Origin of the sequence: Streptomyces sp. NPDC053474, from assembly GCF_044544845.1 — a bacterium.
Lineage (GTDB): Bacteria > Actinomycetota > Actinomycetes > Streptomycetales > Streptomycetaceae > Streptomyces.
Genome location: NZ_JBITXV010000012.1, coordinates 353,128 through 365,134, shown reverse-complemented (window position 1 = coordinate 365,134; position 12,007 = coordinate 353,128). Strand labels below are relative to the sequence as shown.

10 protein-coding genes and 1 pseudogene are annotated in these 12,007 nt (G+C 72.9%); 9 read left to right on the top strand and 2 right to left on the bottom strand.

All coding sequences use genetic code 11. The annotated features are described in order from the left end of the window. From ACIG3E_RS28535 to ACIG3E_RS28525, 3 genes and pseudogenes are all read left to right on the top strand, one after another. Positions 1–537, top strand: a pseudogene (locus ACIG3E_RS28535) (glucose-6-phosphate isomerase); the annotation flags it as partial. Between the two features lie 6 nt (positions 538–543). Next, positions 544–1,428 (top strand): phosphogluconate dehydrogenase (NAD(+)-dependent, decarboxylating), encoded by an 885-nt coding sequence (gene gnd / locus ACIG3E_RS28530; RefSeq protein ID WP_399622210.1) that lies wholly within the window; start codon positions 544–546, stop codon positions 1,426–1,428. A 249-nt stretch (positions 1,429–1,677) separates the two neighbouring features. Next, complete coding sequence (locus ACIG3E_RS28525; protein WP_399622208.1) at positions 1,678–2,427, top strand: nucleotidyltransferase family protein; 750 nt, start codon at positions 1,678–1,680, stop codon at positions 2,425–2,427. A 130-nt stretch (positions 2,428–2,557) separates the two neighbouring features. Here ACIG3E_RS28525 and ACIG3E_RS28520 read toward each other — a convergent pair whose 3' ends face one another. Then, the gene (locus ACIG3E_RS28520) at positions 2,558–4,075 is read right to left on the bottom strand and encodes an FG-GAP-like repeat-containing protein (protein ID WP_399622206.1); all 1,518 of its coding nucleotides are present in this window, start codon (positions 4,073–4,075) and stop codon (positions 2,558–2,560) included. Between the two features lie 287 nt (positions 4,076–4,362). Then, positions 4,363–4,791: a peptidase inhibitor family I36 protein gene (locus ACIG3E_RS28515; RefSeq protein WP_399622204.1), complete on the bottom strand. Its 429-nt coding sequence runs from the start codon at positions 4,789–4,791 to the stop codon at positions 4,363–4,365. Between the two features lie 297 nt (positions 4,792–5,088). On the opposite strand from ACIG3E_RS28515, the gene ACIG3E_RS28510 reads away from it, so the two are divergent. From ACIG3E_RS28510 to ACIG3E_RS28485, 6 genes are all read left to right on the top strand, one after another. After that, positions 5,089–5,901, top strand: a complete 813-nt coding sequence (locus ACIG3E_RS28510; RefSeq protein ID WP_399622228.1) for an ArsR/SmtB family transcription factor — start codon at positions 5,089–5,091, stop codon at positions 5,899–5,901. Positions 5,902–5,932: 31 nt separating this feature from the next. Further along, complete coding sequence (locus ACIG3E_RS28505) at positions 5,933–6,373, top strand: hypothetical protein (RefSeq protein WP_399622202.1); 441 nt, start codon at positions 5,933–5,935, stop codon at positions 6,371–6,373. A 21-nt stretch (positions 6,374–6,394) separates the two neighbouring features. Next, positions 6,395–7,330, top strand: a complete 936-nt coding sequence (locus ACIG3E_RS28500) for an oxygenase MpaB family protein (RefSeq protein WP_399622200.1) — start codon at positions 6,395–6,397, stop codon at positions 7,328–7,330. Next, positions 7,303–9,588 carry a tetratricopeptide repeat protein gene (locus ACIG3E_RS28495; protein WP_399622198.1) on the top strand — a complete coding sequence of 762 codons (2,286 nt, stop codon included), beginning with the start codon at positions 7,303–7,305 and terminating at the stop codon, positions 9,586–9,588. Before ACIG3E_RS28500 ends, ACIG3E_RS28495 begins: the two co-directional genes overlap by 28 nt. A gap of 98 nt (positions 9,589–9,686) precedes the next feature. Next, positions 9,687–11,243, top strand: a complete 1,557-nt coding sequence (locus tag ACIG3E_RS28490) for a phytoene desaturase family protein (protein ID WP_399622196.1) — start codon at positions 9,687–9,689, stop codon at positions 11,241–11,243. 135 nt (positions 11,244–11,378) lie between these two features. Beyond that, positions 11,379–12,002, top strand: a complete 624-nt coding sequence (locus ACIG3E_RS28485; protein ID WP_399622194.1) for a TetR/AcrR family transcriptional regulator — start codon at positions 11,379–11,381, stop codon at positions 12,000–12,002. The last annotated feature ends 5 nt before the right edge of the window (positions 12,003–12,007 follow it).

The window sequence follows — 12,007 nt, the reverse complement described above, 5'->3', positions numbered from 1 at the left end:
CCGGTGGTGTGGGGCACGCCCGGCACGAACGGTCAGCACGCGTATTACCAGTTGATCCATCAGGGTACGAAGCTGATCCCGGCGGACTTCATTGGTTTCGCCGAGCCGGTCGCCGACCTGAGGCCGGGCCTGGTCGCCCAGCATGATCTGCTGATGGCCAACTTCTTCGCCCAGACGCAGGCCCTGGCCTTTGGCAAGACGCCGGAGGAGGTGCGGGCCGAGGGCATCGCGGAGGAGCAGGTCGCCCACCGCACGTTCCGGGGCAACCACCCCACGACGACGATCCTGGCGCGGGAGCTCACGCCCTCGGTGCTTGGTCAGCTCATCGCGCTGTATGAGCACAAGGTGTTCGTCCAGGGGGCGATCTGGAACATCGACTCCTTCGACCAGTGGGGTGTGGAGCTGGGCAAGGTCCTGGCCAAGCGCGTCGAGCCCGCCCTGACCGAAGGCGCGGACGTCCCCGGCCTCGATGCGTCCACGAAGGCCCTGGTCACGAAGTACCGCGAGCTGCGCGGGCGTACCCCGGAAGGTGTGTGAACCGACATGGAACTCGGACTCGTAGGCCTCGGCAAGATGGGCGGCAACATGCGCGAGCGCATCCGCCGCGCGGGCCACACCGTCATCGGCTACGACCGCAATCCGGACCTCGCGGATGTCCACAGCCTCGAAGAGCTGGTGAGCAAGCTCAAGGGCCCTCGCGTGGTCTGGGTGATGGTTCCGGCCGGTGCCCCCACGCAGTCCACGATCGACGAGCTGAAGGACCTGCTCGCCGAGGGCGATGTCGTGGTGGACGGCGGCAACTCCCGCTGGACGGACGACGAGAAGCACGCCGCCGAGCTCGCCGAGCGCGGCATCGGCTTCGTCGACTGCGGTGTCTCCGGCGGAGTGTGGGGCCTGGAGAACGGCTACGCGCTGATGGTCGGCGGGGACGACGAGCACGTCGCGCGCGTCCAGCCGGTCTTCGACGCCCTCAAGCCCGAAGGCGACTTCGGCTATGTCCACGCGGGCAAGGTCGGCGCCGGTCACTTCTCCAAGATGGTCCACAACGGCATCGAGTACGCGATGATGCAGGCCTATGCCGAGGGCTGGGAGCTGCTTGAGGCCGTGGACTCGGTGACGGACGTCCGGGAGGTCTTCCGGTCCTGGCAGGAGGGCACGGTCATCCGTTCCTGGCTGCTGGACCTGGCGGTCAAGGCGCTGGACGACGACGAGCACCTGGACAAGCTGCGGGGCTTCGCCGCGGACTCCGGTGAGGGCCGGTGGACGGTGGAGGCGGCGATCGACAACGCGGTGCCGTTGCCCGCGATCACGGCGTCGCTGTTCGCGCGGTTCTCCTCGCGGCAGGACGACTCGCCGCAGATGAAGATGATCGCGGCGCTGCGCAACCAGTTCGGCGGCCACGCCGTCGAGTCCAGGAGCGAGCACTGAGCGAGGGCTGAGCGGGCTGTGACCCAGCCCCTCGGCCCGCGCGGCCCCTCGGGCAGGCCCTTCGCGGCCTGCCCGAGGGGCCGCGCGGAAAATCGCTGGCCGCACCGCGGCCGGGGCCGTACGATCACGCCCCATGAAGTGAGTGATGACCTCAGCGCGCCGATCCGCACGACGCCGTCCGAGCCCCGGCTCCGGCGTCGGCGCGGCGCGCCCGCACGCCCGTCATCCCCTTCACACGATCGGAACGCCATGACCGACGATGTCTTCCTGCACTCCGTCACCGAACGCCTCGCCGCCCTGCCCGGCGTGCACGCCGTCACCCTCGGCGGCTCGCGCGCCCAGGGAACCCACACACCCGACAGCGACTGGGACATGGCGGTGTACTACCGGGGCGCCTTCGACCCGGCGGACCTGCGCGCCGTCGGCTGGGACGGCGAGGTGTCCGAGCTGGGGGAGTGGGGCGGCGGCGTCTTCAACGGCGGGGCCTGGCTCAGCATCGAGGGCCGCAGCGTCGACGTCCACTACCGTGACCTCGACGTCGTCGAGCACGAGCTGACGCAGGCCTGGCAGGGGCGCTTCCACTGGGAGCCGCTGATGTTCCACCTCGCGGGCATCCCCAGCTACCTCCTCGTCGCCGAACTCGCCGTCAACCAGGTGCTGAGCGGCGCCCTGCCCCGCCCCGAGTACCCGTCGGCGCTGCGCACGGCGGCCCCGGCGTTCTGGCGCGGCCGGGCCGCCCTGACACTCCAGTACGCCAAGGGCGCGCACGCCGGGCGGGGCCGGGCCACCGAGGTGGCGGGGGCGCTCGCCGTGGCCGCCATGGAAACGGCCCACGCGGTCCTCGCGGCGCGCGGTGAATGGACGACGAACGAGAAGCGCCTCCTGGAACGCGCCGGGCTCCGCGACCTCGACACGATCGTGCCGGACCTGCGCTCGGACCCGGAGGCCCTGGCGCGCGCGATCGCGAAGGCGGAGAAGCTGTTCGCGGCAGCGTCCTGAACGACGTAGGGGCGGAAGGCTCGAAGCCCTCCGCCCCTACAGGAGTGCCCGAAGGGGCGCGGGGAACTGCGCGCCCAGCCACGAAGGACCCGCAGGTGACCCACGGCCCAACGCGGCCTACAGCCAAGCGTTAGCGAAGGGCACTGCCGAACAGCGCCGCCACAGACGGCGCCGAGAGGTCCTTGGGCCCGAAGGCCACGGACTTCTTGGCGGTGAGCCCCGCGGAGGTACCGCGCAGCGACCACAGGGCGCCCGCGCTCGCGTTCTCGTTGACCGAGGACGCGGCGAGGTCGGCGCGGCCGTCGCCGGTGACATCGAGCAGGGCCGTGGCGGCACCGAACGCGTCGCCCTTCTCGCCGACGCCGGGGATCCCGGGCGTGTCCTGCTGGAACGCCTGCGCACCGACGCCGGTCACACCGGCGGCGCTGCCGCGGACCAGGACGACGGAACCGGCGTCGGTCACCCGGCCGACGTCCTCGCCGGGCACACCGACGGCGATGTCGGCGAAGCCGTCGCGGTTGACGTCACCCACGGCGACGGAGGCGCCGAAGGCGTCACCGTCCTCCTCGGCGCCGGGGACGCCGGGCAGGTCCTGGTTGACCTTCTGGACCTGGCCGTCGCCGAGCTTCAGCCCGTCCTTCGAGCCGTAGGCGACCATGACCCCGGACTCGTATTCGCTGTCGCCGACCACCAGGTCGGCGTAGTGGTCGCCGTTGACGTCGCCGAGGGCGAGGGCCCCGTCGGAGCCGGGGGCCTGGCCCCGCTTGAAGCCGGTGGGCGAGCCGTACAGGACCTTGTTGCCCCACTCGCCGTCGCCGTAGTAGTCGTTCATGGCGATGTCGGCGCGGCCGTCGCCGTTGATGTCGCCGACGGCCTTGGGCACGACCGGGCCCTTCACGGAGCGCGGGCCGTCGATGCAGCTCTCGGGCTTGTCGGGCAGCGGGGAGCAGTTGAGGTCGGGGCGGTCGTCGCTGCCATAGCTCCACCACTGCGACTTGTCCATAAAGTCGAGGGTCGCGGTGGGCTTGGCGGTGCGGGAGATCGGGCCCTTCCACAGCTTGGCCCGCTGGTCGACCGGGTCGTCGCCGTGGTACGCCACGGTGGCGAACAGCGCCAGGTCGGTCTTGCCGTCACCGTCGAAGTCGCCCGCCTGCGGGGCGTGACCGTACGTGTTGATCTTCGTGCCGCCGGTGAGGCCGGACGCGGAGCCCCACACGATCACCGACCCGTCGTCCCGCCAGCCGGTGCCGATGACGAGGTCGGTGTAGCCGTCGCCGTCCAGGTCGCCCTTGGTGAAGGTGCGGCCGAACTCCTGCTTGGTGGTGGCCGCGCCGGGCACTCCGCTGGTGGAGCGGCTGATGATCTTCTTGTGGGCGGGGTCGAGGCCGTTCTTGGAGCCGTAGGCCACCGCCACGTACCCGGCCTTCTTCTTGCCGGAGACGGTGGCGCCCGGGGCGCCGACGACCAGGTCGGCGTAGCCGTCGCCGTTGAAGTCGTCCGTCGCCTTGGCGGCGGCGGCCTTCTGCGCGGCGGGCGTCGCGGCCTCGGCCGGGCTCTGGCCGAGGGACCAGATCGTCAGCCCACCCGTCAGCAGGGACATGGCGACCAGGGGCGTGGTGAGACGGGCTCGGCGACGTGCTGGAGACATGAGGTTCCCGGATTCCTTTGGTCGAAGGTCGGCGGTGCGTGTCCGTAAAGGTCGGCGGTGCGTGTCCGTACGGGAGTTCACCGCCGGTTCACTCCCTTGACCGCCCACGTCGCCCAATGGTTGCCCTGCGCCTCGGAGGTCTCTGTGGGTGACCGGGGAGTGACCGGGCGGGGCGGGCCGTCTGTCCAGGGCGGGGCGCGCAAGGCCGCCCGCGACCCGCGCCCTCAGGGGGGCGCGGCTCGCGGGCGGCTCGGACGGGGCCCCGGAGCCCCTGGTTCAGAGCAGGGTCAACAGGCCGCGTCGACGGAGCTCAGCTTGTTGTCGTGGGCGGGGTTGAGATTGCCCTTGAACCACCCCGGCATGGTGCCGAGGCGCCCGGTGTAGGTGCCGTCGTAGAGGACGATGGGCGTCGGCGTCCTGTTCCAGGCCGATGTCGCCTTGCCGTCCAGATAGCCGGGGACGTGGTGGCGTCCGCAGCTCGGGACGACCCAGAACAGCCCTTCGCCGTTGTAGTGCTGGAAGAAGCACGTGCCCGCACCGCAGCGGTCGTAGGCGTCCTGCGCGATGACGTCGCTGTTGGCTCCGGTCACCCGGTACAGGCCCTCGACCCCGGGGACCTTGGTGAACTGGGTCTCGGACGCGCTGGCGGCGTTCGGTCCGACGAATGCCGCCGCGAGCGCGACGGCACCGGCGAACACGGTTAGCGATTTCCGCACGAATTTCCCCTTCGGTTAGGAGTGTTGTGCTGGAGACGCGCGTGGAGCGGCAGCCGGTGGTGGCGCGAAGGGTGAGGGGCGCGAGGCGCGAGTGACAGCACGGTGCCGGGCCCCCGTTCCCTCTCCGGCTGCCCTCACATTGTGGCGCGCGGGCAGCTCGGCTTGTTGGCGCTGAGCGCGGGGTTCCTTGGCCCTCGGCGCAGGCTGCCGGGCCCGCCTTGACATGCAGCTGTATGGCTGCCTATCGTTTTAGGCAGCTGAATGGCTGCCTATCGGAGGGTGGGGATGGACCACCAGATGGACGAGGTCTTCAAGGCGCTGGCCGACGCCAGCCGCAGACGGCTCCTCGACAGCCTGAACGCGCGCAACGGCCAGAGCCTGCGTGAGCTGTGCGCGGGGCTCGACATGGCCCGGCAGTCGGTGAGCAAGCACCTGGCCCTCCTGGAGGAGGCCCATCTGGTCACCACCGTCCGGCGGGGCAGGGAGAAGCTCCACTACCTCAACGCCGAGCCCATCAACGCCATCGCCGACCGCTGGATCAGCCGTTACGACCGGGCGCGGGCCCACGCGCTCGCCGATCTCAAGCACGCATTGGAGAGCAGCACCATGAGCCGCACCGACGACACCGCGTTCGTCTACACCACGTACATCAAGACCACCCCCGAGAAGCTCTGGCAGGCCCTGACGGACCCGGTCTTCACCCGGCGCTACTGGGGCCTGGAGTTCGTCACCGACTGGAAGCCCGGCTCGGTCATGGCCTGGGAGGGGCACGGCCTGACCGGCCCCGACCCGGAGCAGGTCGTCCTGGAGTGCGACCCCTACCGGAAGCTCTCCTACACCTGGCACACGTTCACGCCCGGCTTCGCCAAGGCCGTCAACCTGGACGACGAGTCGCTCGCGAAGATCGCCGCCGAGAAGCGCTCCAAGGTGTCGTTCGACATCGAGCCGCAGGGGGAGACCGTCAAGCTCACCGTCGTCCACGACGGCTTCGAGCCCGGCAGCGCCGTCCTGGAGATGATCCACGACGGTTGGGCCGCGCTCATCTCCAGCCTCAAGACCCTCCTGGAGACGGGCGAGGAGCTCCCGGACCCCGACCGGAAGGACGCTTGAACTCCCGAGGTGCCCGCGGCGTCATAGGGGCATGACGACCCCACGGTCCACCGCGGTCCCGCTCGCCGTCGCCGCCCTCGTGGCCGCCCTCCTCGCGACGGGCTGCGGCGCGTCCGACGAATCCGACGAGGAAGACGCGAAGCCCGCCGGGGCCACTCTGCCCGCCCGTGAGCGCCCCACGGGGGACGAGTGGGCACAGGGCCCCGCCCGCCCGAAGGAGGGCGAGCCGTACGCGTACGACATGCTCGCGCACTGCGAGATCGCGTACGCGCGGTTCGGCGGGCGGTGGTGGAAGCTGGAGAGCGTCTCGGTGACGTCGAGGAGCCATGTGCGCGGGAAGGCCGCGGGGCCGGGCAACATCGTCCCCGGGTACATGTCCCTGATCGGGCCGGACGCGGCCGTGTTCGAGGCCGCGGGGCTCCCGCCGATGCACTTCGCTCCGCACCGGGGCAAACCCCCCGCCTGCCGGTAGCCTGACGGGGGAGGTGGGGACATGAGGGACGCGGACCCCGGGCTCTTCGGGCCCTCGTCGGTGACGTGGCAGATGCACGGCGACCCCATGATGTGGGTCGCGGGCATACGCGCCCTGTACCTCCAGGCGCTGCACCCGCGCGCCGTGCGCGGCGTCATGCAGAACTCCGACTTCCGCAAGGACGCCTGGGGCCGACTGATGCGCACGGCGGGCTTCGTCGGCACGACGACGTACGGCACCACCGAGGCCGCCGAGGCGGCGGGCGCCCGGGTGCGCAAGATCCACGCGATGCTGTCGGCGACCGACCCGGACACGGGGGAGCGCTACGGCGTCGACGAACCCGAGCTGCTCCTGTGGGTGCACTGCGCCGAGATCGACTCCTACCTCCACGTCGTGCGCCGCTCCGGCTTCCCGGTCGGCGCCGCGGCCGCCGACCGGTACGTCGCCGAACACCGCGAGAGCGCCCGCCTGGTGGGCCTCGACCCCGCCCGCGTACCTGCCTCGACGGCCGAACTCGCCGCGTACTTCGAGAAGGTGGCCCCCGACCTCGCCGCCGGAGCGGAGGCGCGCGCCGTCGACGACTTCCTGCGGCGGCCGCCCACCGCGCCCCTGCTGGTCCCGGCGCGCGCCCTGCTGTGGCGGCGCGTGGCGGACCTCGCCTACGCGTCGCTGCCCCGCTACGCCCACGAGCTGTACGGCAGGAGCGCCCCGCCGCCCGCGACGGTGACGCGCCGCCTCGTCACCACGGGTACCGTGCTGCGCTGCGTTCCCGCGCGTCTGCGCTGGCAGTTGCCGCCCCGGCACATCCTGCGCGCCATGGCCCGGCTCGGCCCGGGCAGCCGCCCCGCGTCGTACAAAGTCGCCAGACAGGACGCCATACTGGACGGGCCGGGGAGGGCGCGACGACGCGACGGGGGCGACAGCACGAGATGCCAGAGTCGGGGGACACCAGGCTGATCCAGGGCCGGTACCAGCTGCTCGACCTCATCGGCCGCGGCGGCATGGGCGAGGTGTGGCGGGCCCGCGACGAATCGCTCGGCCGCAGGGTCGCCGTCAAGTGCCTCAAGCCGCTCGGGCCCCAGCACGACCCGGCGTTCACCCGCGTCCTGCGCGAGCGCTTCCGGCGCGAGGCCCGGGTCGCGGCCGGGCTCCAGCACCGCGGCATCACCGTCGTGCACGACTTCGGCGAGTGCGACGGCGTCCTGTTCCTGGTGATGGAGCTCCTCGAAGGCCGCAACCTCAGCCAGCTCCTGGACGACAACCCGCGGCACCCGCTGCCCGTCGCCGACGTCGTGGACATCGCCGACCAGGTCGCGTCCGCCCTCGCCTACACGCACGAACAGGGCATCGTGCACCGCGACTTGAAGCCCGCGAACATCATGCGGCTGCACGACGGCACGGTGAAGATCTGCGACTTCGGCATCGCCCGGCTCGGCGCCGACATCGGCTTCACCTCGCGCCTGACCAACACCAACATCGCCATGGGCACCCCGCACTACATGTCGCCCGAGCAGATCAGCGGCGCCGAGGTCGACCAGCGCAGCGACCTGTACTCCTTCGGCTGCGTCCTGTACGAACTCGCCACCGGCGCCCCGCCGTTCGACCTCGACGACGCGTGGGCGATCCTCGTCGGCCACCGCGACACCGAGCCCGAGCCGCCGCGCCGCCGCCGCGGCGAACTCCCCGAGTTCTTCGACCGGATCGTCCTCGACCTACTCGCCAAACACCCCGACCAGCGGCCCGGCGACGCCCGCGAACTGGGCCGCCGCATCGCCGCGGGCCGCGGCGCCAAGCCGACCCGCCCCACCTACGTCCCCACCGTCGTCAGCCCGCCCCTGCGCCGCACCCAGCACCCGCCCCCCGAGCGGCCCACGGGGCGGCCCGCGCCCGGCCGGTCCGAACCGTCCCTGCCGTCGTGGACGCGCGGCATGACCACCGGCCACAAGGCGGCAGGCGCGGGCCCCCTGCGCCTGCCGCCGCCCGACGCGGCCGCGGGCCTCACCGGCGAGTGGATCCCGCGCGCCACCGGTCGCCCCACCAGCGAGCCGCGGCCCCCGTCCACCCCGTCGCCGGACCTGCTCGCGACCCTCGTCAGCCGCCACAACGCGGGCCTGAGCCTCGGCCGCCTCGGCCGCTGGACGGAGGCGGGCGAGGTGCACCGCGCCGTCGCCGCCGAGCGCGAGCACGTCCTCGGGCCCGACCACCCCGACACCCTCGCTAGCCGCTACGAGGTCGGGTTCACGCTCAGCCGCACCGGGCGGCCCGCCGACGCCCTGCGCGAGTACACCCGCGTCGCCGAGGGCCGCGAGCGCGCCCTCGGCGGCGAACACGCGGACACGCTCGCCGTCCGCCAGGAGATGGCGTACGTACTGGGCCAGCTCGGTCGGCACTTCGAGGCCCACCAGGTGTACACCTCGGTGCTCGCCGTGCGGGAGCGCACCGCGGGCCCCGACCACCCCGACACCCTGCGCTGCCGCCACAACCTGGCGTTCAACCTCAGCCGCCTGGGCCGCCTTGAGGACTCCTACCGGCTGGCCCGCGACGTCGCGGCGGCCCGCGCCCGCGTCCTCGGCCCCACCCACCCCGACACCCTCGTCACCCGCTACGAAGTCGCCTACACCCTCGGCCAGTTGGGCCGCTGGCCGGAGGCGCTGCACACCTACCGCGAGGTCGCCGAGGCCCGCGCCGCCGCCCTCGGCGCCGACCACCCCGACACGCTCGCCGCGCGCTACGAGGTCGGCATCAGCCTCGGCCGCCTCGGCCGCAGCGCCGAGGCCCTGGAGCTCTACCGCTCCCTCATCGAGGACCGCGCCCGCGTCAACGGCCCCGCCGACCCCGAGACCCTGCGCGCCCGCCACGGCCTCGGCGTCAACCTCGGCCGCCAGGGCCGCTGGGAGGAGGCGCTCGCCGAGGCCCGCGACGTGTGCGCCGTGCGCGAGCGCGTCCTCGGCGCGGACCACCCCGACACCCTCGTCAGCCGCCGCGAGATCGCCGTCGGCCTCGGCTGGCTCGGCCGCTGGGCGGACGCGCTGACGGCCTACCGCCACGTGGCCGCGGCCCGCGAGCGCGTCCTCGGCGCGGACCACCCCGACACCCTCGCCAGCCGCAACGACGAGGCCCACTGCCTGGAGCAGCTCGGGCGCGGCGCGGAGGCGGTGGCGCTCTACCGCAGGGTGGCGGCGCTGCGCCAACAGCGCGCGACGGGCAGCCCCTGACACACGGGGCGCCCCCACGTCCGAAGCGCACACCGCGCGAAACGCCTCCCCGCCCCGCGAAACGCCCCCTCGAAAACTGATCCGTGCTACGAAGAGGCATGCGACCCAGCTATGACGCCGTCGTGATCGGCGGCGGCCACAACGCGCTGGTGGCGGCCGCCTACCTCGCCCGCGCGGGCCACTCCGTGCTGCTCCTGGAGCGTCTGGGCCGACCGGGCGGCGCCGCCGTGTCCACCCGCCCGTTCCCCGGCCTCGACGCCCGCCTCTCCCGGTACTCGTACCTGGTGAGCCTGCTGCCCAGGAAGATCGTGCGCGATCTGGACCTGGACTTCCGGGTCCGCACCCGCTCCGTGTCGTCGTACACGCCGACCGTCCGCGACGGACGTCCCACCGGGCTCCTGGTGGGCCGCGGCGAGTCCCGGACGCGGGCCTCCTTCGCCCGGCTGACCGGCGACGACCGGGCGTACGAGGCCTGGCGCGACTTCTACGCGCTGACCGCGCACGCGGCCCGGCGGATCTTCCCGACGCTCACGGAACCGCTGCCCGGCAAGGCGGAGCTGCGGCGCCTGGTCGACGACGACACCGTCTGGCGCACCCTGTTCGAGGAGCCGATCGGCCGGGCCGTCGAGGCCCGCTTCACCGACGACCTGGTGCGCGGCGTCGTCCTCACGGACGCCCTGATCGGCACGTTCGCCGACGCCCACGACCCGGACCTGCGGCAGAACCGCTGCTTCCTCTACCACGTCATCGGCGGCGGCACCGGCGACTGGAACGTCCCCGTCGGCGGCATGGGCACGCTCACCCGCGCCCTGGCCGACCGCGCCCTGGCCGCGGGCGCCGACCTGCTCACCGGCCACGACGTCACGCGCGTCGAGACCGACGGCCTGCGCGCCGAGGTCTCCTACCGCACCGCGGACGGCGACGGCACGGTCGCCGCCCGGCACGTGCTCGTCGGCACCTCCCCGCACGAACTCGCCGCCCTCACCGGGCAGCCGCCGCCCCCACCCGCCGAAGGGGCCCAGCTCAAGGTCAACATGGTGCTCAAGCGGCTGCCCAAGCTCCGCGACCCCTGCGTCGACCCCCGCGAGGCCTTCGCCGGGACCTTCCACATCGCCGAGGGCTACGAGGAGTTGGCGCGGGCCCACGCCGAGGCCGCGGGCGGCGCGCTGCCCGCGGCGCCGCCCGCCGAGATCTACTGCCACTCCCTGACCGACCCCACGATCCTCGGCCCCGACCTGGTCGAGCGCGGCTACCACACCCTGACCCTGTTCGGCCTGCACACCCCGGCCCGCCTGTTCACCGAGGCCACCAACGCCACGGCCCGCGACGCGCTCCTGACCGCCACCCTCGCCCAGCTCGACGCGCACCTGGCCGAGCCCCTCGCCGACTGCCTGGCCACGGACGCGGACGGCCGCCCCTGCGTCGAGGCGAAGACCCCCCTGGACCTGGAGCGCGAGCTGCGCCTGCCCGGCGGCAACATCTTCCACGGGGACCTCTCCTTCCCGTACGCGGACGACGCCGCAGGCCACGAGGACCGCTGGGGCGTGGCCACCGCCCACCCGAACGTCCACCTCTGCGGCGCGGGGGCCCGCCGCGGCGGCGGCGTCAGCGGCATCGCGGGCCACAACGCCGCGATGGCGGTCCTGGGGCGCTGATCAGCGGCGGGAGCACTGATCAGCGGCTGGAGCGCTGATCGGCGGCGATCGGCGCTGGTGTACGGTCGGTCCCGGCCGACGCGGGGCCGGGAGGAGCGCCCCACGCGTGTGTGAAGGAAACGAGAGGTGCTCACCATGGCTGCCCGACGAGACGGCCGCCGCGCGGACACACCGACCTTCACCGAGCAGGCCCGCCGTCGCCAGCTCATCGAGTGCACGATCGACCTGATCTCCACCAAGGGCTATCCGTCGACGTCCCTGTCGGCCATCGCCGAGCGGGCGGGCCTGTCCAAGGCCGCGGTCCTCTACCACTTCGCCTCCAAGGACAACCTCACCCGGGCCGCGCTGGCCCACGTCCTGGAGGAGTTCACCGCGTACGTCAGCGAGCGCGTCGCGGCCGCGCCGGAGCCGCGCGCCGCCGTGGTCGCCTACGTCCGCGCCATGGTCGGCTACCAGCGGGAGAACCGCCGCCACGTGCGCGTCATCACCGAGATGCTCCTCGACGACCACGGCGGCACCCGCCTGAAGACCCCCGGAAGCCACGACACCGCGGGCCGCTGGCAGGCCCTCGCGGACCTGCTCACCGCGGGCCAGGAGGCCGGACACTTCCGGCCCTTCGACCCCGCCACGACCTCCCTGGCCATCGGCGGCGCCATCGACGGCGTCATCAGCCACTGGCTGGCCCACCCGGACCTCGACCTGACCGCGGCGGAGGACGAACTGGTGACCTTCACCCTGCACGCGATCGACCGACGCTGACGCGG